A 21,174-nucleotide genomic window follows, 5' to 3' on the forward strand; every position below is an offset into this window, starting at 1 on the left:
CCGCCGATGGCGGATACTCACGTCTATACGAAAAAAGAGGAAATCGCGAACGCCATCACGCACGGCCTGGGAACTCTGCTCAGCATTGCCGGCCTCGTGCTGCTGATCGTGTTCGCAAGCCGGGAGGGAACGGCGTGGCACGTCGTCAGCTTTACCATTTACGGCGTGACGATGCTGCTGCTCTATACGGCGTCGACGCTGGTGCACGCTTTTCCTCCGGGCAAGGCCAAGGATCTGTTCGAAACATTCGATCACTCGTGCATCTACCTGTTTATCGCGGGAACGTATACCCCGATTTTGCTCGTCACCCTGCGCAGTCCGTTCGGCTGGTCCCTGTTCGGAGTCGTCTGGGGGATGGCGATTGCCGGGGTCGTGTTCAAAGCCTTTTTCACGAAAAAATATTTAGTGCTGTCCACGCTGTTTTACGTCCTGATGGGCTGGCTGATCGTCTTCGCTTGGGAGCCGCTGAACGCGCTGCTCGTTCCCGAAGGTCTCCGGCTTCTGGTCATCGGCGGGCTGCTCTATACGATCGGCACCCTTTTTTATGTGTGGCGCGGATTTCCTTACCATCACGCCGTATGGCATCTGTTCGTCGTCGCCGGCTCCGTGTTCCATTTCTTCGCGATTCTGCTGTATGTGCTGTAGCGGGTCCTTATGGATCTCCCTATCTCATAGAAACCGATTGCTTTCACGTTCTTTCTATTGCTATAATCAAGTAAACTTACAGATGCTACACTTGCACGGATCGGGAGAAAACAATATGGCAAACATTCGCTTGCTGCAAACGGCAGATGAGAGGGAAGCGGCAATACGATTGGCGGACAGCGTGTTCCGCAATGAGCGGCAGATATCCATGGGGACAGCCTATCCCAACGTATTCTCATTAAGTCTGGGACAATCGTTCGGGGTGTTTGAAAAAGACAGGCTGGTTGCTTTCATGGGCTTTGTTCCTGCGATTGTACAGATCGGGAAAGCGAGATTGCACATCTATTCCATTGGGGCAGTGTGTACGCATGCAGAGGCGAGAGGGAAAGGGTACGCAAGCCGTTTAATGTCTGCGGTTATTGCGCATGCTCGCGCATCGGAAGCCTCATTGATTCTGGTATCCGGACATCGCGCTCTCTACGAGCGAGCCGGCTGCTATCCGTTCGGCAGCACGAAGCGCTATCATTTGACTGCTGCGAATGTTCAGGAAGCAGCTTCCGGAATTGAGGTGAGGAAACGGCTGCCAACGGATTTGTTCCGACTGACCGAATTGGCCAAGGCAAGATTCAGTTGTTATGAGCAAAGCTTGACAGATCTGGCTGCATTGATCTTTAGCGAAGCTTACGCCAGCAATGTGATGTTTCACCACCAAGTGTGGGTCGCTGAACAGGGCGGGCAAGTTAAGGCGTTTGCGGTTATTGCGGCTCCCGAGGAGGCCGGGGCGTCGGAGTCCGCATCCGCACGTTCTCCATTCGTAGTGGAGTGGGCCGGCGATAGCGAGGCGCTATATGAGATCTATGCCCATACCCTTGGCACGGGGGTGTGGGATCGGCTTCAGATTCAAGTCAATTGGTACGAGCAGCAGCTGCATGAGTATTTCAAGTCAATTCCGAGCGAGACTTTAGCGAATTCGGGCTTGATCCGTTTGGTCGATCTGCGGCAGCTATGCGTTCAATTGGAGCCGTATTTAATTGAAAGAAACCGATCGGCGTCAGAACTGGAGAGACAGTTGGAACCTCTCGACGATGAGCGGCGTATTCGGGCTTTATTCGATCCGCCTTCCTCCGGCCATCCGGGAACGGACGGATTGCCGTTGCCGTTTCCGTATACGGTGGGATTAAATTATGTGTAGCACTGTAGTGTAGGACGCAGTTAATCACGAGCGAGGGATATTGATGAATAAGCCAACCACGATACACGATATAGCCAGAGCGGCCAATGTTTCATCGGCGACAGTGTCGCGCGTGCTCAGCAATAGCAGCTATCCGGTCAGCAAGGCAAAGCGCGAGCGCATACTGTCGCTTGCCGAGGAGATGAATTATGTTCCCAATCTGCTCGGTCGGCAACTGAAGGGAAGCAAGAGCACAACCATCGGGGTCATTGTCCCTTCGATCATGAACCCGTTCTATTCCTCCGTCTTGTTCGGGATTGAAGAGATTGCCCGGCAGAACAATTTTACCGTCATTGCTTGCAATTCGCTTCATGATCCGTCGTTGGAAGACGAGTATATTCGGACGCTTCTGGAGAAACAAATTAAAGGCGTTGTGATCTCCTCGATCTCCAGCGACAAGTCCCAATTTAAGAGTATGATCAAAGCAGGCGTGCATGTGATCGCCATTGACCAGAAGATTGAAGAGGATCACATCAGCCAGATCGAATTCGATTATCAGAAGGGGGGACACTTGGCGACGAAGTATCTTCAATCCAAAGGGCATACGCGGATCGGCTATGTAACTTCGAAAGTCGATCGGCCAAGCCGCAAAAGCATCCTGTCCGGTTACATGGAAGCGATGAAGCTGGAGGGACTTGAACCGCTCGTGGAAGAATCGAAAGCGGACTTCGTTGACGATGCGTTATCGGAATTCGATACAGGCAAGATGCTGACGGCGAGGCTGCTCAGTAAGCCTGTACCGCCGACCGCTATATTTGCTTGTAACGATATGATGGCGTTCGGTGTCATTCGTGAATTGTCGGAACGAAATATTCGCGTGCCGCAAGACATATCGGTGATCGGCTTTGACGGCATAGACCTGGGTCAGATGATCAATCCGCAGCTAACGACAATTAAACAGCCGGATTATGAGATGGGCAAGCTCGCTTGCAAAATGCTGCTGGATAAGATGAATGGAGCGGACGTTCCCGCCTACGATATTATTCTCCAGCCCGAACTGCTGGAAAGAGGCTCTGTTGAGCAGCGTTAAACATAGCTATTGCATGCGATAGCTACGCGCCAAAAAAGAACTCGATTACTAAAACGAACGTTCAAAAAGGAATATTAGAGCAATTTTACTTAGACTTTATGATAGAAACATTGATTTGTAAGGGTTTGCATGCTATAATCCAAATAGAAATCGATTACTTTAATTGTGGTTGGACGCAAAATGATAAAACGAAAAGGGAGCTGGTAGGTTTTGAAAAAGAAATACGGTTTATGGACAACGATGTTGGCGATGTCTCTTGTGTTCACAGCGTGTTCGTCTAACGGCGGCGGTTCTGCGAATTCGCCGGCAGCGTCGCCACCGAACGCATCTTCGCAAGCGAGCGAGTCGTCTGCGCCGCCATCAAGCGAGCCTGCAAAACAATTATCGCTGACGATCGGTTTGCCGGGCTCTTATGACGTTACGAAGAAAGAGATTATCGATCAGTTCATCGCAACGCATCCGCACATTACAGTAAAGGTTGAAGAGGCGCCTTGGGGCGATTTCGTATCCAAGATCGCCACGCAAATTGCCGGCAACTCGACGCCTGATGTGTGGTTCCAAGAGAACGCCACCATTCTGGGGTATGGCAAACGCGGCGTTGCCGAAGACCTGGGGCCTTACATTGAGCGAGATCTGAACGCTTCGGATTATATCGATGCGCTATTCTCGGCCAGGACGCCTGAAGGTCAGGTATGGGGAGTTCCTCACGGCACTAATGCGGTAGCGTTGGCTTACAATAAGAGCGCTTTCGCGGCGGCTAACGTAGATCTGCCGACAGACGATTGGACGTTTGCGGATTTGATCGAAGCGGCGAAGAAGCTGACGATCAAAGAAGGCAAAGATACGAAGCAATTCGGGTTTGTCGGAAATACGTCCATTGCAACGGGATGGTTCCCGTGGATCAAACAAGCAGGCGGATTCGTTCTCGATGATACCAAAACGAAATCGATGCTTGACGATTCGAAAACGCTTGAAGGATTAAGGCAATTGCGTCAAGGCATTGAAGAAGGCTACTTTACCAATAACGACTTCATAAAAGCGAACGGCACCGAGATGGATGTGTTCGCAACCGGTAAAGCGGCTATGTATTTGATGCAATACAGCCAGCAGGTCGGAATGAATGCGAGTTTTCCGGATGCGGATTGGGATGTCGTGAAAGTGCCGAAAGCGGTAGACGGCAACCGCTATGTACCGATGGTTACAAATTCCTGGTTGATCTCGTCCAGAGCATCGGAGGATAGCAAGGAAGCGGCATGGCAATTCTTGAGGTTCTACCTGGGCGATGAAGCGCAGAAGATGGTTGCGGAAAGCGGCGCATCGATCCCGGTCAAAAAATCTGCCTACGAAGTGTACGCGACCAGCACAACTAAGCCGTTGAACAAAAATGGCTTTATCGAAGGCGTAGCCGAGGGCGGCGTAACGACGGATGAGAACGCGAGCTGGGCGGAATGGAGACTGCTTGTCCAGCAGGAAGTGAATGACGCCGTTATACAAGGAGCGAAGAGTATAGAAGACGCTTTGGCGGCCGCTCATAAGAGCGTGCAGCAAGTGCTGGACGAAAATCAATAATCCATCGTTTTGCATATCGTTGAAAGGTGCTGCTTTGTTGGGGCAAGCGCCTTTCAACGTATAGAAAGGCAGGTATTTAATGCGCAGACAACAATACTGGGGGTATATATTTACACTCCCGTTTGTCATTAATGTTGTTGTATTTCTAATATTTCCTGTCGCTTTCTCCGCCTATATTTCGTTTACGCAGTATGATTTGTTTAACGCTCCCAAGTGGGTGGGGTTAACCAACTGGACGACGATGTTTCATAAGGATGAATTCTGGATTTCGATGCGAAATGTGTTTGCATTTGCGCTTATTTTCGTACCTTTGCAAACGTTATTTGCTTTTTTGATCGCATTTCTGTTGAATCAGGCGATTCGTGCCAAATCCATGTTCCGCTTGTTCTATTTTATGCCCGTTGTGACGCCGTGGCTTGCGGGCGGCGTCGTTTGGACTTGGATGTTTAATTACCAGTACGGGGTAATCAACTGGTTTCTCGGTCTGTTGCATATCGATCCTATTCGTTGGATAGACAATAAATCGTGGATTGTCGTCATTGGCAGCGTTGCGCTTGTGAATGTATGGAAGGGCGTAGGGCAATCGATGATCATATTGCTTGCCGGCATGCAGAACGTGCCTAAGGAAGTGCTGGAGGCGGGCCAGATCGACGGCGCCTCCGGCTGGAAGCAGCTTACGCACATTGTGTTCCCGATTGTAACGCCGATGGTTTATCTCGTTGTCATTCTATCTACGATATCCGCATTTCAAGCGTTTGATGTATTTCTGGGCATTTTCGGCGGTATTGAAGCGGGCATTTCACGAGAGATTATGATCCCCAATCTTGTTGTATACCGCGATTCGTTTATCTTGTTTAAAATGGGGCCTGCATCCGCGATGGCTTGGGTATTATTCTTCATTATTCTGGCTGTGACGCTGTTCCAACGGTACTTTGAGAAGAAGTGGGTGCATTATGACTAGATCGACTCCGCTCCCCATCAAAATGATCGTTTATCTGTTTCTGATCGCCGGCGCAATCGTTATGTTTTTCCCCTTTGTCTGGATGGTTTCTACATCGCTGAAGACAACCGGGGCATTGGCTGCGATGCCGCCGCAGCTCATTCCCGACCCCGCCGATTTCGGGAATTATACCGAGGTTTGGAATAAAGTTAATTTTGAACGTTATACGTTGAACAGCTTTATAATCGTCATCTTTGACATGATCGGTTCGCTGCTGAGCTGTGCGGTCGTCGCTTTCGGACTGGCGATGTTCGAGTTCAAGGGGCGCGCTCTGATCTTCGTTACGATGTTGGCGACCTTGATGATCCCCGGTCAAGTGACGATGATCCCGACCTATTTCATCTGGAAGCAATTCGGCATGCTGAACACGTATTATCCGCTTATTATTCCAAGCTTTCTGGCCGGCGCGTTCGGAATCTTCCTGCTGCACCAATATATCAAATCGTTGCCGAAGGAGCTTTATGAATCGGCTGTTATCGACGGGTGCAGTCCCCCGGGCATCTTTGTCAGAATTTATTTGCCGCTGTGCAAGCCTGCGCTCGCCGCGCTCGGCGTTTTCACCTTTATGGGCGCCTGGAATAATACGCTGGGGCCGCTCATTTATTTGCAGACGAAGGATTTATACACGCTGCCGCTTGGCATGCTGTATTTGAAAAACCAGACGGGAAGTGTAAGTCAGGCGGTCATTATGGCGGGGGCGGTCATTACGACGCTGCCGGTAGTCGCTGTATATCTGGTTGCTCAGAAGCAGTTTGTGCAAGGCATCGCCTCAACTGGAATGAAAGGATAGGAGAGAGCAATGGTGACGAAGAAAAAGGTTGTGCTTGTCGGGGCTGGCGGAAGAGCATTGTATATGTTCGCTAAGCCGATGGCGACGGAGCTTCAAGAGGTTGTGGACTTCTGCGGCGTGTTTGATACGAATCGGGTGCGAGCGCGGCTGCTCAGTGAAGAATGCGGGCAGGTGCCGGTATACACCGATTTTCATCGCATGCTTAGCGAGGCCGAGCCGGATGTTGTCGTCGTCGCGAGCACCGACTATACGCATCATACCTATATTATCGAGTCGCTTGAAGCGGGCTGCGATGTCGTATCCGAGAAACCGATGACGATTGACGAAGAGAAGACGCGGGCCATCATTGCAGCAGAGCGGAGAAGCGGCAAGAAAGTCACGGTAACGTTTAATCTGCGGTTCGCCCCTTATTTCGCCAAGATCAAAGAGTTAATTATGGCTGGAACGATTGGCGATGTCTGTCACGTCCAGTTGGAGTGGTTCCTTGACCGCGATCATGGCGCCGATTATTTCAGAAGATGGCATGCCGAGATGAAGAACAGCGGCGGCTTGCTCGTGCATAAGTCTACGCATCACTTTGATATTATCAACTGGTGGGTGGATAGCAGGCCGAAACAGCTTCAGGCATTTGGCGCTCGGCGCATATATGGCGATCAAGGTCAGGGAGGCCCTAAGGGTGAACGCTGCATGACTTGCGACTACCAAACAACCTGCGAATTCTATAAAGATATTACGGCCGATTCGTTCATGAACCAATACTATGCCGGCGCTGAGCATGAAGACGGCTACTGGAGAGATCGGTGCGTATTCGATGAGCGCATCGATATATACGACACGATGAGCGTCAATCTGGAATACGAGAGCGGAGCGATTCTGACGTATACCTTGGTCGCTTACAGTCCGTATGAAGGCTGGAAAGCGACGATCAACGGGAGCAAGGGGAGATTGGAGGTCGGCGACACCTATCGCAATGCGGATATGAGTTCAGTGAATGCGAGCGTCATTACGCACCGCAAGCTGGACGGCACTACCGAGCATATTCAGGTCGCAACGCAGCTTGCCGGTCACGGCGGCGGCGATGAGAAGCTGCGCAAAGCGATATTCATAGGCGGCGTCGAAGACCCGCTCGGCCAACAGGCAGATAGCTTGGCAGGGGCAGACTCTTGTTTGATTGGCGCTACCGCCAATCGTTCGATTGCGGAAGGAAAATTACTGCAGGTGGCTAATTTGCGATGATCGAACGTATTCATGAGCTTGAACGTTACGTATGCTCGCTGTATGAGACGAAGGATCAGCTCAGTCGGCACATCTATCAACGCGCTGACCGAGCCTTCGAAGCCGGCGATGCGGCTCGGGACCGTATCGATAGCCCGAAGCAATTGGCGGCGCGCCGTCAAGCGATGAAGAAGGCATTGCTGAAGTCGATGGGCGGCTTGCCGGCAAGCGACGCGCCGTTGAATGCTTCCATTACGAATGTAGTCGTCGGCCAAGGTTATTCGGTAGAGAATATCGTCTTCGAAGCCAGACCGCACGAATATGTGACGGGGAATCTGTACTTGCCCCAGGAGCGGGCGTTAGCGACCCCCGCTGTCTTGTTTCTAAACGGTCATGAAGCGGAAGGCAAGCACTGCCTGTATTATCATGAAGTCTGTTTGCGTCTGGTGCAGGCGGGGCTGATTGTGTTCTCTATCGACCCGATTGGGCAGGGTGAACGATTATCGCTGCTGCGCAATGCGGAAGGGCAAGAAGTAGGGGGAACAGGGGAGCACCAGCGTCTGGGCGTTCAGTGCTATGCGCTTGGGCAAGGGGTGGCGCGATATTTTGTCCACGATGCGATTCGTGCGGTGGATTATTTGGCGTCGCGTCCGGAGGTGGATAGCACCCGGATAGGCGCAACCGGCAATTCCGGGGGCGGGCTGCAGACGGCGATGATGATGGTATGCGATGAGCGGATCGCGGCGGCTGCGCCCGCAACCTTCATTATGAACAGACAGCAATATATGTATGCCGGCGGTGTGCAGGATGCGGAGCAGGTCTGGCAGGGATTAAGCGGTCTTGGCTTTGATCACGAGGATGTGCTGTTGGCTTTTGCGCCGAAGCCGTTGCTTGTCTGTGCTGCGACGTATGACTTCTTCCCGATTGAGGCTACGCGACGTACGGTTCAGCGTTGTCGACGGTTCTGGGAAATGCTTGGAGCGGAAACGGGTTTGCGCCTGGTAGAGGACCAATCGGTCCATCGCTATACCGATGATCTGGCCATTGCGGCGGCCGATTTCTTCGCCAAGCATTTGCTAGGCTGCAATGAAACGGAGCGGGAAACGTATCGGGACAAGGCGAGGCGAAGCAAGCTCGCGCCGCTCAGGCCCGAGCAATTGAGATGCACCTCCGGCGGACAGGTCAAGCGTGAATATGCCGATGCCAGAACGCCGAGCGATACGTTCGCGATCCAGGCTGCCGAGCTTGCGCAGGCTCGCGTTGCTGTGAATGAGCAGTCTGATGCTGCGAGGGAATGGTTAAAGCGCATCGTGTTGACGGATCGTGAACGGTGCGAGTTGAATCCTCGCTTCGTCCAATCGGGATCGCTTGATGGACTGAGTATCCGGTATGCGTTATGGTGGTCGCAGCCGGGGCTGATGAACAGCGGGTATTGTTTTCATGCAAATGAAGGTGCGGGCAGTTCGCCAGGCGGAGATTGCGGGTCAACGATCGCGATGGCGTTGTGGCCGGGCGGTACGACGCAGTTGACGAAGCGGTGGAACTGGATTCGATCCATGTGCGCCTCGGGTCGCAAAGTGCTTGTGTTGAATGTTTCCGGGGATGGGCCGCATGAACCGAATCTGCTCTATGGCAGACCGAACGATCGTTTTTTCGGGATGACGCATAAGCTCGCAGACGAATTGATCTGGCTTGGGGACAGCTTGGCTGCATTACGGGTCTATGATGTGCTTCGCGCCGCAAGTTTCGCAGCGACATTATCTGAACCGGGCGATTGCCGAATCGAGTTGTATGGCGCAGGTTTGTTCCGAATCTATACGGAGCTGGCGGGTCAATTGGATACGAGCCTTCGAGTCAAGCGGTTGTCTGATGCTCGCGAATCCATCACCCTGTCGGAGTGGCTGGCGCAAGGCATTGCAGATGAGCGCGATGTGATGAGTGTCATTATACCTGGCATCTTGCGTTACTATGATCTACAGATAGACCACTATCAATAGAACGGATGGAGCTTGTATGAAACCAACGACAATTACAATAATCGGCGCAGGTCTCCGGGGAATCCGATATGGTGAATATGCACACACGCACCCGCAAGAAATGAAGGTTGCTGCTGTCGCGGAGCCGGATGATTTCAAGCGCAATCGAGCCAAAGAAGCTTTCAACATCCCGGAAGAAAAGTGTTTCAAAGGCTGGGATGAACTGTTAGCTGCGGGCAAGCAATCCGATGCGGTGTTTATTTGTACACGGGATCGGGATCATTATGAGCCGGCTATCAAGGCGCTGGAAGCCGGCTATCATGTCATGCTCGAAAAACCGATGTCGCCAAGCTGGGAGGAATGTATCGAGCTTGAGAGGGTCGCGGAAAAACACAACCGTATTCTTACGATTTGCCATGTGCTGCGTTACGCTCCTTTCTTCCAGACGATCAAGCGGCTGTTGGATGAAGGACGAATCGGCAGGTTAATGTCTATTCAACACAATGAGAATGTCGGCTATTGGCATCAGGCGCACAGCTACGTGCGCGGCTACTTCAACAGCGCAGAGAAGTCCAGTCCGATGATTCTGGCCAAATCGTGTCATGACATGGATATTATCCAATGGTTTGCCGGAGGCAACTGCGAGAGTGTCTCATCTTATGGACACTTGTCTTTTTTCAATAAAAACAATGCGCCGGAGGGAGCGCCAAAATACTGTATTGACGGCTGCCCGGTCGCCGATTCTTGCCTATATTATGCGCCGGATACGTATATGATCGAGAACGGCGGTTGGAAGGCAGAGGCGGCAAGCGCGGACCCAAGCTTCGAAGCGAGATACAAGGCGATGAAGGAAGGGCCGTTCGGGCGCTGTGTGTTCCAAAGCGATAATGATGTAGTCGATCACCAAGTCGTCGCAATGGATTTCGATAATGAAGTTACGGCAACCTTTACGATGAGCGCGTTTACGGAGAAGTGCAATCGAACGCTTAAGCTGATGGGAACGACCGGCGAGATTCGAGCGACGATGGAAAGCGATGAAATTGAAATCCGTCCTTTCGGTGCGGGACGGACTGAATTAATCAAGCTGCAGCCGGCGGAAGGGCATGTCGGCCATGGCGGCGGCGACGGACGTCTCGTGCAGGACTTTGCGCGAACGGTCCGCGCGATGGAGCTCGGGCAGGGTACGAATACGAGCCGCACATCAGCCAAGGAATCGGTACAAAGTCATCTGATGGCTTTTGCGGCCGAACGTTCCCGAGTAGAGAGAAGAATGGTACAACTCGGAGAATTTTATCAGGAGGACAATTAGATGAAAATTCACATCCTTGAATCGGCGGATCAATCCGGACGAGAGGCGGCCAGAGAGAGCGCAAGATTGATCAATGAAGCGATAGCTGTTAATGGGACAGCCAGAATCGTACTTTCGACGGGGGCTTCGCAATTTGAATTTTTGCACCATTTCGTCAAAATGGATATCGCGTGGGACAAGGTGGAAATGTTCCATCTGGATGAGTACGTCGGTTTGCCGGAGGCGCATCCCGCCAGTTTCCGCAAGTATCTCAAGGAACGCTTTTTGCAGTATGTAGAGGTAAGGAAGTACTGGCTGATAGATGGCGAAGGCAATTTGAATGAAGTGCTGGAACGGCTTAACGAAGAAATTAGCATGGCTCCGATTGACGTGGCGTTAATCGGGATAGGAGAGAATGCGCATATTGCCTTCAATGATCCGCCTGCGGATTTTAACGATGAGCGACCTTTCAAAATTGTGGATTTGTCGGATACTTGTAAAATGCAACAAGTTGGAGAAGGATGGTTTGCCGCGATAGAAGACGTACCGAAGCAAGCCATCTCGATGTCCGTGCGGCAAATATTGAAAAGCCGCAATATTATATCGGTTGTGCCTCGTCAAGCGAAAGCCCGCGCGATTATGGAGACGTTGAAGAATGGCATTGACGCTAACATTCCGGCCACCATTATGAAGTCGCACGCCAATTGGAGTCTATATTTGGATAAACAATCCGCCTCGCTTGTCTACGAGTGGTGCTGACTGCTGCAGATGGAGGCGATGAAGGTGAAACGGCGGGGGAAGCTGGTAACGACAGGAGAAGCGGTACAGATTGAGACGGCAAACGGAGCGATTACGCAAATTACCCGATTGTCGCAGACCGACAGCCATTTGCCCTGGGTCTCGGCGGGGTGGGCGGACTTGCAGGTGAATGGATTTGGCGGATACGACTTGAACGCAGAGCAAACGACGACGAAGGACATTGAGGGCGTAACCAGAGCGCTTCATGCCAAAGGAGTCGCGACTTACTTGCCTACCGTCATTACGGGAAGCTTTGAACGAATGCGTCAAGCGATGGCGGCCATTGCCGAATATTGCCGAACGAATCGGTATGCTAACGCTTCAATTAAAGGCATTCATATGGAAGGGCCATTTTTGTCCAGCGAGGATGGAAGCCGTGGGGCGCATCCGCGAGCGTATACGAGAAATCCGGATTGGGACGAATTCATGCGTTTGCAGGATGCGGCGGAAGGACGGATTGTCATGGTCACCCTCGCTCCGGAACGAGAGGGAGCCTTGGCTTTCATCGAACGTTTGGCCAAGTCGGGCGTAGTGGTTGCTATCGGACATACGATGGCAACCGCTCAGCAATTGGATGACGCGGTTCATGCCGGAGCAGCGTTATGCACACATCTGGGCAATGGCTCGCATCCGATGCTGCCGCGTCATCCCAATTACATCTGGCATCAGTTGGCGGACGATCGTCTGTGGGCGACGTTTATCCCGGACGGTCATCATCTGACTCCGCCGGTACTGAAGGCCATGCTTAGAGTCAAACGCGACAAAAGCATACTGGTTAGCGATACGACGCAGTTCGGGGGCATGCCTCCCGGACAGTATAGCAGCCTGATCGGCGGCAAAGTCGTGCTGCATGAGAACGGGCGCCTGCATACGGCGGACAATCCGAGCATTCTCGCAGGATCAGCCGCTTCGCTCGACATAGGGATCGAGAATGCGCTCCGCTACACCGATATGAATTTAATGGAAGCCGTCGAAGCTGTGACGCTAAGAGTGGCCAAGGTCATGCAGGATGACAAGGCGGGGCGGGTGCAGATCGGCAGTCCGGCGGATTTAACCTTGTTCGATTATGACGAACAGAGCGGTGCGATAGCAGTCAGAGAGACGGTTGTCGCCGGGCAATCCGTATATAGTCGGACACTTTGACGGAGCCTTCCGACAGGGACAACTTGTCCGCGATCCGCTTGTTGGACTCGCCTTGGCGAAACAAGTCCAGCAGGCGGAGCTCCGCGCTCGTTAGCGGCTCGACGAGACCGGGCTGCGCTGCGTCGTCGATCTCCTCCCGTACACTGTCCTGATACCGGGCGAGAAGTCCGGTCGCGTACTCCGCCGACAGCCCCTCGATCCCCCTCCTCTCCGCTGAGGAAGACCGAATATTTCCGCAGCAGCTTCTCCGTCCGCTCGCCCCCCTCCAGGAAAGTTCCGCAGTACCCCGATCGCCAGAGCTTGCAGAAAGTAGAGGCTGATCAGGGAATCGCCCCAGCCGTGCCGCTCGAGCTCGCCGACGAACAGCCGAAGATCGACCTCCGCTTGCTCCCTTTTCTAAGCATTCATTAAGGTTTCTCCTATAAAATGGGCTGATAGAAGCGAAGGGGCGAGCCCGATGAGAATTTTGGTGGTGGAGGACGATCGTCCGCTGCGCGAGGCGGTGGCGACGGTGCTCAAGGAAGAGGCTTATCAAGTGGAAGAGGCGGACAACGGCGCGGACGGCTTGTATTTGGCGCAGACGGGGATCCACGATCTGGTGGTGCTTGACATTATGATTCCCGGCATGGACGGCTTGGCGGTTCTCTCCGAGCTAAGGGCGCAGGGAGTCGCGACGCCTGTGCTGCTGCTGACGGCGCGGGACGCCGTATCCGACCGGGTCAAGGGGCTGGATTCCGGAGCCGACGACTATCTGGTCAAGCCCTTTGCCACGCCCGAGCTGCTCGCGCGCATCCGGGCGCTGCTGCGGCAGCTGTCGAAGGGGGCGCCGAACGGCGAGCTGCAATACGGACGGCTGACGCTAAGATGCCAGGCCAAGGAGGCCTTTGCGCAGGGAACGCCTCTGAAGCTGACGCTGAAAGAGTACGAGCTGCTGGAATATTTCATGCTCAGCAGAGAGCAGATTTTGACGAAGGAGCAGCTGCTCGACCGGGTGTGGGGCATCGACTCGGACGCGGGGCTGGGCGTCGTCGACGTATACGTTCACTATTTGCGGAAGAAGCTTGCGCCGTCCGGACTCGATCATTATATTCAGACCGTGCGCGGAGTCGGCTATCTGATGAAGGAGAAGAAATGATGATCCATCGTACCCGCACGCAGCTGACGATTCGGAACGCTGCCGTGCTTTCCGTCATTTTGATCGGTTTGAATTTGACCGTCTACCTGCTGATGGAGCAGATGCTGTTCGCTCAGGTCGACCGGGCGATCGGCAACGTCAACGCCACGACAGCGGTGGCGGCGGTGTCGCCGCAGATTGCCACCATGAAGACGATGCCGCTGGAGAGAGCCGTGACGTTCAGGATCGGACAGATGGACAGGCCTGTCATCCAGCTGCTGTGGACGGACGAGAACGAGCCGCTGCCGCTGCCGAGCACCACCGGATTTACCAAAGAGCAGCTGGAACGGTTCAAGCCGACGAAGCTTGACGAGCCCTACACGGTGAAGGCGGGAGATCAGTATTTTCGGGTGCTGAACGTCGGCGATATCGGCTTGTCGGTCGCCAGCGGCATCGACGGAACGACCTACACGATCAAGACGCAGCAATATCTCAGCAATGTGTCCGCCGAGATCGGGATGCTGGAGAGGCTGCGTCTTATTTTGCTGCTCGGGGGCGGCGCCGGGCTGATGGTGGCGATCGGGGCGGGGTTCTATCTGGCCAACCGCGCGCTGATTCCGATTCGGCTGTCGCTGGAGAGGCAGCAGCAGTTCGTCTCGGACGCCTCGCACGAGCTGAGAACGCCGCTGTCCGTCATTCAGGCGCATGCGGAGCTGCTGCTGCGCCATCCCGACCATACGATCGAGCAGGACAGCAAGCATGTGTCCACCGTGCTGCAGGAGTCGCGGCGGATGAGCAAGCTCGTCGGAGGCTTGCTGACGCTGGCCCGTTCGGACTCCGATCAGCTGGAGCTGGATCGCAAGCCGATCCGGCTGAACCTCGTCGTTCAGGAGAGCGTGAACAAGATGAAGATGCTCGCGGAAGTGAAGGACATTATTTTGAACGCCGAGATTGACGAACCGATTCCGATGGATGCGGACGAAGAACGCCTCCACCAGCTGCTGACGATTTTGCTGGACAACGCCATCAAGTATACGCCGGAAGGGGGCGTCGTTCGCGTCGTCTGCCGCAAGCTGGCGCATACCGCGCAGCTTGAAGTCGAGGACACGGGCGTCGGCATCTCGCCAGAGGACCTGCCCCGCGTGTTCGACCGCTTTTATCGCGGCGACAAGGCTCGCGGCAGACGGGAAGGCGGAACGGGGCTGGGATTGGCGATCGCCCGCTGGATTGTGGAACGCCACGGCGGCAAAATTCGGATCGAAAGCAAGCTCTCGACCGGCACTCACGTCTACGTCACGCTGCCGTTATAGCGGCTTCGGCCGTCCTGTCGGCTCTCTAACCGATTTTTAAGAATCCCTCGCCATACTGGCAGTGGATGATGAATCGAAGGGAGATCGATAGGATGTTGAACAGTCAAAGCAAGAAAGCGAAGGCGGGGGCGCTTGTCCTGGCCGCGGCGTTGACGCTGACGGGATGTCTGCCGGGCGGGGATAAGAAGTCGTCGCCCGGAGGGCTGGACAAGGATGCCCAGGGCTCGCTCAAGGTGGCTTATTTTAACGAGCAGGCGTTTTTTCTGCAATACGGCAACGCCTTTCAGGCGATGTTCCCGAACGTACAGCTCGAGGTCGTATCGACCGAATCGGTGTTTAGCAACGAAGACCCGGTAGCGGGGATGGAGAAGCTGCTCGAGGAGCAGCAGCCCGACGCGCTGCTGCTGACGCAGGAGCAGTACGCGGAGCTGGCGAAGAAGGGGCTGCTCTACGATCTGGACGCTGCGATCAAGCAGGACGAGTTCGATCTTGAAGCTTTCGTGCCGTCCGTCATCGAGCTGCTGAAAGCGGAAGGAGGCGGCAAGCTGTACGGGCTGAGCCCGAGCTTCAGCAGTCGGGCGCTCTACTACAACAAGGACTTGTTCGACCAGCACGGCATTCCGTATCCGACGGACGGCATGAGCTGGGAGGAAGCGATGCAGCTGGCAGCCCGCTTCCCCGTCAAGAAGGACGGAGAAGACGCCCTGTACGGATTGTTCCAGCCTTCGCAGACGACGAACGCGTTCGAGCTGATCCGCACGATCGGCGAGGCCAAAGGGCTTAGCTATGCGGATGCGGAGGCCGGAACGGTGACGATCGACACTCCGGAGTGGAAAGGAATCTTCGAGGCGGTCGTCGACGGCTACCAATCGGGCAGCATCTCGATGCCCTCGCAGGACGGAGGGACGGGAGGCAGGGTTGCGCTGATGGGCGCCGGAGGCGGCAGGACGTTCCGAATCGGAGGAGATTCGATGCGCTTCATGTCCGGCCAAGCTGCGATGGCGATCGACGATTCGATGCTGATGAGCCTGCTGGGCATCGGCAGGCAGACGGGAGGAGCGAGCGTGTCGGTAAGCGCGGCCGCGCCGGCCGACGCCGAAGGCGGGAAAGGGGAGGTGCGGCCGTTTAAGGACATCGATTGGGACGTCGTGACGCTGCCCGTCGATCCGTCGCAGCCGGACGTGGCCGGCGGGATGCTTCTGGAGAACATCTTCGCGATCCGGGCGTCTTCCGAGAACACGTCCGCCGCCTGGGAATTTCTGAAGTACGCGAACGGGGAGCAACTGGCCAGGACGAACGCGATGTCGGCCACCGCCCTGTCCTCCAGAACGGCGTTCAAGAAGCAGGAGGACGGCAAAAACATCGACGCTTTCTACGCGCTGGAAGCGAACGTTCAGCCGATGCTGCAAAATCTGCCCCAAGGCTTCGAGGAGTCGTTCGGCAAGCTGGCCTCCGAGCATGTCGTCCAAGCGGCCGAAGGGACGGCCGATTTGGACGAAGCCATTCAAGCGATCCAGACGCAAGGCCAGCAGCTGCTCACCGAGGCGCTGGCGGATGAGGGACAGCCGTAATGGAGAAGGAACTGCACGTGCTGGAGGCTTGCGGCATACGCAAGAGCTACCCGTCCGGAGGGCAGCGGGTCGACGTGCTGAAAGGAATCGAGATGACGCTGGCCTCCGGCCGTCTGACGATGCTTCGCGGACGATCCGGATCGGGCAAGACGACGCTTCTGAACGTCCTCGGAGGGCTTGACCGGCCTACCGAAGGAGAGGTGCGGCTTCGCGGCCGCTCTCTCGGACGATGGAGCGACAAGCAGCTGGCCGTCATGAGACGGAAGGAGATCGGATTCGTCTTCCAGTCGTCTGCGCTGCTCCCGCTGCTGAGCGTGCGGGAGAACGTGGAGCTGTGCCTGCGGATGGCGGGCGTCCCGCGTTCCGAATGGCACGGCCGGACGGCGTATTGTCTGGAAGCGGTCGGCTTGTCCAAGCGCCATGACCACCGTCCGAACGAGCTGTCGGGCGGGGAGCAGCAGCGGGTGGCGATCGCCAAGGCGATCGCCCACAAGCCGAATCTGCTGCTCGCGGACGAGCCGACCGCAGAGCTGGATTCGGCGATGGCGGCGAGGATGATCGGCGTCTTCCGGGATATCGCGGCAACGGAAGGAACGGCGATCTGCATGACGACGCATGATTCTGCTTTATGGGGGGCGGCGGATGTTGTATATGAAATGGCCGACGGACAGCTCGTCATACGATAGGAGGAAGCGTCCTGCGGTTCGGCCTCTGACCGCGGCCATGCTGGCGATGACGCTGCTCCTGGCCGTAACGGGATGTTCTTTGCTCCCCAGCGAGGAGGAGCCGGAGCGGCTGCCTGAAATCCGCACGCCGAAAATCTCGCAGAAGCCGGAATACGAGGTGAAGCGGGGAACGCTGGAGACGAAGGTCGGCGCGGCCGGAAAGCTGATGTCGGAGAAGGAGGAAAACCTCTTCTTCACGGAGGACAACCGGCGCATCGTCGACGTGCGCGTGAAGGCCGGCGATGAGGTGAAGAAGGGGCAGGTGCTCGCCGAACTCGATACGGGCGACACGGAAAGCCAGTTGATGCGGAAGGAAATCGAATTGGAGAAGGCGGAGCTCGATCTGAAGCAGGCGATGCGCGAAGATTCGGACGAAGACGGAGTCGCGCTCCGCAAGCGGCAGCTCGACTACGAGCTGCTCAAGAAGGAGTTGGACGAATTGCGGCGCCGGCTCGAAGGCTCGCAGCTGGTGGCCCCCTATAGCGGCACGATCGTCAGCTTCACGGCGAAAAAAGGGGATCTGGCGAGAGCCTACGAGAAAATCGGCCAGATTGCCGATATGAGCGCGCTTGTCGTCGCGGTCAAATTCGGCTCGAGCGATCTCGCGCACGTCGCACCGGGCATGGAAGCGATCGTCGGCATCAACACGGCCGGAGAGCATCGGGGAACGGTGCGGCGGCTGCCGGTCGGCTCGGGCGACGCCGGCGGGGACTCGCTGGACGCCTACGCCCTGATCGATCTGCCGAAGCTGCCGGACGGGGTCGGACACGGCACCCCTCTGAACGCCTCCGTCGTCGTCGAGAAGCGGGAGGGGACGCTGTACATTCCCGCAGCGGCGCTCCGCAAGCAGAACAGCCGTCATTATGTCATCGTCTCGCATCCCGACGGGAGCAAGGGCGAGGCGGACGTGGAGATCGGCATACAGACGGCGACCGAAGTGGAAATCATCAAGGGGCTGGAGGAAGGCCAGAAGGTTGTGGGCAAATAATGCGGATTCTGGGCTACCTCATCCTGAAAATGTGGCAGAACCGGGCCTATACGCTCAGCACCTTGCTCGGCTTGACCGTGGCCGCGGCGTTCGCGATGAGCGTTCCGATGTATGCGGACGGGACGCTGAAGCGGCTGGTCGCCAAGTCGCTTGAGGGACAGACGAAGGGGCTGCCCGCCGCTTCCCTCTACGTTAAATATCAGCCGGGAGCCGCGAAGGACACGGACCTCGAGAGTCTCGGCGAACTCGACGACTGGATGGCCGGGGAGCTTCCCGGACGGATCGGGTTTCCCGCGGACGCTTATTCCGGCCGGATGAATCTGCCGGCTTCCACGGTGCGGACGGCTGAGCCGGGGACGGGAAGCGCCTCCCGGATCGTTCGCATGGAGCTTGCCGCCCAGAGCGGGGATTTCGATCGGCTCGACGTCGTGCAGGGGAAGCCGCCCCGGGATGGCCTGCAGGACGGGGCGGTCGAGGCGCTGGTGCTGGACGAGACGTTAAGACGCCATGGCTGGGCGATCGGGGACAGACTGATCTACGACGCGGTCGATGCCGACGGGAAGAAGAGCCGGCTGATCGTTCTCCTCGCCGGAACGTACCGGCTGAAGGATGAAGCGGATGCGAGCTGGGCGATCGACGGCAAGGATAAGCTGGCGGACAGCCTGCTCGTCAGCCGGAAGACGATGACGGAGCATCTGCTCGGGGAGAGCCGTCTCGCTCTCGATTCGGCGGGCTGGTACTACGCGTTCGACTTGAGCGATATTCGCATCGGCGACCTTCCCTCCCTGATCGGAGAGCTTCAGCGGCTGGACATCCAGTTGAGCCGGATGCTGGAGCACACGAAGGTGAATCTGTCGTTCGTCGACATGCTGCACGATTTTAACCGCCAGAGCCTGCTGCTGCAGGCGATGCTGTTCGCGCTGGCGGCTCCGGTGCTCGCGATGGTGCTTTATTTCGTCGCGATGAACGCCAAGCAGGCGCTCGACCGGCAGCGGGCCGACATCGCGGTGCTGCACAGCCGGGGGGCCAGTCCGCGTCAGATCGTGACGCTGTATTTCATCGAAGCCGTTTTGCTGGGAGCCGCGGCGCTGCTGCTCGGCATCGGCCTGGCCTGGTTCATGGCCAAGACGATCGGCGCTTCCAACGGCTTCCTCGAATTCGTCGGCCGCAAGTCGATACCGGTCGGGCGGAACGGCGTTGTATGGCTGTTCGGCTGTCTGGCGACGGCGGCGGCGATCGTCGCCACCGCCGCGCCGGTACGCGCTTACGCCGAGGCCTCCGTCGTCAAGCATGCCCTCCGCGGGAAGGGGGGCAAGCCGCTGTGGCAGCGGGTTTACGCCGACGTCGCCCTGCTGGCCGCGGCCGCGGCGGGCTGGTACTTGATGGCGTCCGGGCGAATATCGACCGGAGGCGCGGACGGGGAAGGGATCGAACCGGCGATTTTCGTTCTGCCGACTCTGTTTCTATTCGCATCGGGACTGCTGATATTGCGGCTGTTTCCGCTCCTGCTGCGGCTCTGGAATACGCTGACCGGACGCCGGATGCCGGTTACGATTCATCTGACGATGACGCAGCTGTCGAGATCCGCGGAAGGGTTTCATCCGATCATGATTCTGCTGATTTTAACGATCGGCCTCGGCGTCTACAACGCTTCGGCCGCCCGCACGATGGACGTTAACGCGACGGATCGCGCGCACTATCAATACGGAAGCGACGTGGTGCTGACGGCAGCCTGGGAAGGCGTCCAGGACGAGAACGACGCGAACAGAATCTATTACAACGAACCGTCGTACGAAGCCTACCTGAATCTGGACGGCGTAGAGGCTTACGCTCGGGTCATGCGCACGACCGGCAAAGCGTCGATCGGCGGGAAAGCGGCCGGAACGGCTCAGCTCGTCGGCATCGACAACGCCGACTTTGCCGAGACGGCCCGCTTTCGCGAGGATCTGTATCCGATCCACCCCTATCATTACCTGGACGCGCTCGGCCAGGCCGAGCAGGCGGCCCTCGTGTCCGCCGGCTTCGCCGAACGCTACGGCGTGAAGGAAGGCGATCCGCTGACGGTATCGGTCGGGTACGGCAGCGAGCCCGTCGATCTGGTCGTCGTCGGGATCGTGCCGTATTGGCCCAGCCTGTATCCGGACGAATCGCCCTTCATCGTGGCCAATCTGGAATACGTCTATATGCAAGTCGATAAAATTCCGTACGAGGTATGGCTGAAGATGGAGAGCGGGGCCAAGCTCGCGCCGGTGCTGGAGACGTTGACGCAGCGGGACATCGCGCTCGTTAGGGCGGAGGACGTTCGGGGAGAGCTGGCGGAGCGGCGCCAACATCCGGCGCAGGGCGGCGTCTTCGGCATTCTGAGTCTCGGCTTTCTGATCTCGCTGCTCGTGTCTTTTCTGGGATTCGTCATTTTTTGGTTTTTTACGCTGTCTCGCCGCGTCGTTCAGCTCGGGGTTCTTCGAGCGATGGGGCTGTCGCGCGGACAGCTGGCCCGCATGCTTCTTCTGGAGCAGCTGCTGACGACAGGGCTGTCCGTTCTGGCCGGAGGAGGTCTCGGCATGCTGGCGGGCCGATTGTTCCTGCCGTTTCTGCAAGGCGGGGCGGCGGCGGGAGCCCGGGAGGTTCCTCCGCTGAGAATCGTATTCGAGTCCGGGGACACGGCCAAGCTGGCCGCCGCAGTCGGGATGATGCTCGCGGCCGGCGCCTGCCTGTTCATTCTCCAATTGAGAAGGCTGCGCATCGCCCAGGCCGTCAAGCTGGGCGAAGAGCGTTGACTTC

At 56.4% G+C, this 21,174-nt stretch carries 18 protein-coding genes; 17 read left to right on the forward strand and 1 reads right to left on the reverse strand.

All coding sequences use genetic code 11. From position 1 onward, the window contains the following. Positions 1–6: 6 nt before the first annotated feature. The 11 genes from trhA to ACFO3S_RS17900 all read left to right on the forward strand — a co-directional run bounded on the left by trhA (position 7) and on the right by ACFO3S_RS17900 (position 12,685). Positions 7–645 carry a PAQR family membrane homeostasis protein TrhA gene (gene trhA / locus ACFO3S_RS17850; RefSeq protein WP_378098932.1) on the forward strand — a complete coding sequence of 213 codons (639 nt, stop codon included), beginning with the start codon at positions 7–9 and terminating at the stop codon, positions 643–645. A gap of 115 nt (positions 646–760) precedes the next feature. Then, a complete protein-coding gene (locus ACFO3S_RS17855) occupies positions 761–1,837 on the forward strand; it encodes a GNAT family N-acetyltransferase (RefSeq protein ID WP_378098934.1) in 1,077 nt (358 codons plus the stop codon). Between the two features lie 43 nt (positions 1,838–1,880). Next, entirely contained in the window at positions 1,881–2,906 is a 1,026-nt protein-coding gene (locus ACFO3S_RS17860) for a LacI family DNA-binding transcriptional regulator (protein WP_378098936.1), read from the forward strand. 210 nt (positions 2,907–3,116) lie between these two features. Continuing rightward, positions 3,117–4,475, forward strand: a complete 1,359-nt coding sequence (locus ACFO3S_RS17865) for an ABC transporter substrate-binding protein (protein WP_378098938.1) — start codon at positions 3,117–3,119, stop codon at positions 4,473–4,475. A 79-nt stretch (positions 4,476–4,554) separates the two neighbouring features. Next, positions 4,555–5,436 carry a carbohydrate ABC transporter permease gene (locus ACFO3S_RS17870; protein WP_378098940.1) on the forward strand — a complete coding sequence of 294 codons (882 nt, stop codon included), beginning with the start codon at positions 4,555–4,557 and terminating at the stop codon, positions 5,434–5,436. Next, entirely contained in the window at positions 5,429–6,265 is an 837-nt protein-coding gene (locus tag ACFO3S_RS17875) for a carbohydrate ABC transporter permease (RefSeq protein ID WP_378098942.1), read from the forward strand. Before ACFO3S_RS17870 ends, ACFO3S_RS17875 begins: the two co-directional genes overlap by 8 nt. Positions 6,266–6,277: 12 nt before the next feature. Then, on the forward strand, positions 6,278–7,501 hold the full coding sequence (locus ACFO3S_RS17880) for a Gfo/Idh/MocA family protein (RefSeq protein WP_378098944.1): 1,224 nt from the start codon (positions 6,278–6,280) through the stop codon (positions 7,499–7,501). Continuing rightward, positions 7,498–9,477, forward strand: a complete 1,980-nt coding sequence (locus tag ACFO3S_RS17885; RefSeq protein ID WP_378098946.1) for an alpha/beta hydrolase family protein — start codon at positions 7,498–7,500, stop codon at positions 9,475–9,477. Before ACFO3S_RS17880 ends, ACFO3S_RS17885 begins: the two co-directional genes overlap by 4 nt. Before the next feature lie 16 nt (positions 9,478–9,493). Then, entirely contained in the window at positions 9,494–10,765 is a 1,272-nt protein-coding gene (locus ACFO3S_RS17890) for a Gfo/Idh/MocA family protein (protein ID WP_378098947.1), read from the forward strand. After that, positions 10,766–11,503: a glucosamine-6-phosphate deaminase gene (locus ACFO3S_RS17895; protein ID WP_378098949.1), complete on the forward strand. Its 738-nt coding sequence runs from the start codon at positions 10,766–10,768 to the stop codon at positions 11,501–11,503. Between the two features lie 24 nt (positions 11,504–11,527). Then, entirely contained in the window at positions 11,528–12,685 is a 1,158-nt protein-coding gene (locus ACFO3S_RS17900; RefSeq protein WP_378098951.1) for an N-acetylglucosamine-6-phosphate deacetylase, read from the forward strand. Here the strand turns inward: ACFO3S_RS17900 and ACFO3S_RS17905 are convergent. After that, positions 12,636–13,220: a LuxR C-terminal-related transcriptional regulator gene (locus tag ACFO3S_RS17905; RefSeq protein ID WP_378098953.1), complete on the reverse strand. Its 585-nt coding sequence runs from the start codon at positions 13,218–13,220 to the stop codon at positions 12,636–12,638. The two genes, ACFO3S_RS17900 and ACFO3S_RS17905, sit on opposite strands and share 50 nt — an antisense overlap. On the opposite strand from ACFO3S_RS17905, the gene ACFO3S_RS17910 reads away from it, so the two are divergent. The 6 genes from ACFO3S_RS17910 (at position 13,143) to ACFO3S_RS17935 (ending at position 21,170) form a co-directional block, all read left to right on the forward strand. After that, positions 13,143–13,820, forward strand: a complete 678-nt coding sequence (locus ACFO3S_RS17910; protein WP_378098955.1) for a response regulator transcription factor — start codon at positions 13,143–13,145, stop codon at positions 13,818–13,820. The genes ACFO3S_RS17905 and ACFO3S_RS17910 overlap by 78 nt on opposite strands. Continuing rightward, complete coding sequence (locus ACFO3S_RS17915; RefSeq protein ID WP_378098957.1) at positions 13,820–15,109, forward strand: sensor histidine kinase; 1,290 nt, start codon at positions 13,820–13,822, stop codon at positions 15,107–15,109. The genes ACFO3S_RS17910 and ACFO3S_RS17915 overlap by 1 nt, the downstream gene beginning before the upstream one ends. 92 nt (positions 15,110–15,201) lie before the next feature. Then, entirely contained in the window at positions 15,202–16,680 is a 1,479-nt protein-coding gene (locus ACFO3S_RS17920) for an extracellular solute-binding protein (protein ID WP_378098959.1), read from the forward strand. Further along, positions 16,680–17,366, forward strand: coding sequence for an ABC transporter ATP-binding protein (locus ACFO3S_RS17925; protein WP_378098961.1), 687 nt, complete (start codon positions 16,680–16,682; stop codon positions 17,364–17,366). Before ACFO3S_RS17920 ends, ACFO3S_RS17925 begins: the two co-directional genes overlap by 1 nt. After that, positions 17,323–18,393: an efflux RND transporter periplasmic adaptor subunit gene (locus tag ACFO3S_RS17930; protein ID WP_378098963.1), complete on the forward strand. Its 1,071-nt coding sequence runs from the start codon at positions 17,323–17,325 to the stop codon at positions 18,391–18,393. The genes ACFO3S_RS17925 and ACFO3S_RS17930 overlap by 44 nt, the downstream gene beginning before the upstream one ends. Further along, positions 18,393–21,170: an ABC transporter permease gene (locus ACFO3S_RS17935; RefSeq protein ID WP_378098964.1), complete on the forward strand. Its 2,778-nt coding sequence runs from the start codon at positions 18,393–18,395 to the stop codon at positions 21,168–21,170. The genes ACFO3S_RS17930 and ACFO3S_RS17935 overlap by 1 nt, the downstream gene beginning before the upstream one ends. Positions 21,171–21,174 lie beyond the last annotated feature (4 nt).

The organism is Cohnella hongkongensis (assembly GCF_042654645.1).
GTDB classification, from domain to species: Bacteria; Bacillota; Bacilli; order Paenibacillales; family Paenibacillaceae; genus Cohnella; species Cohnella hongkongensis.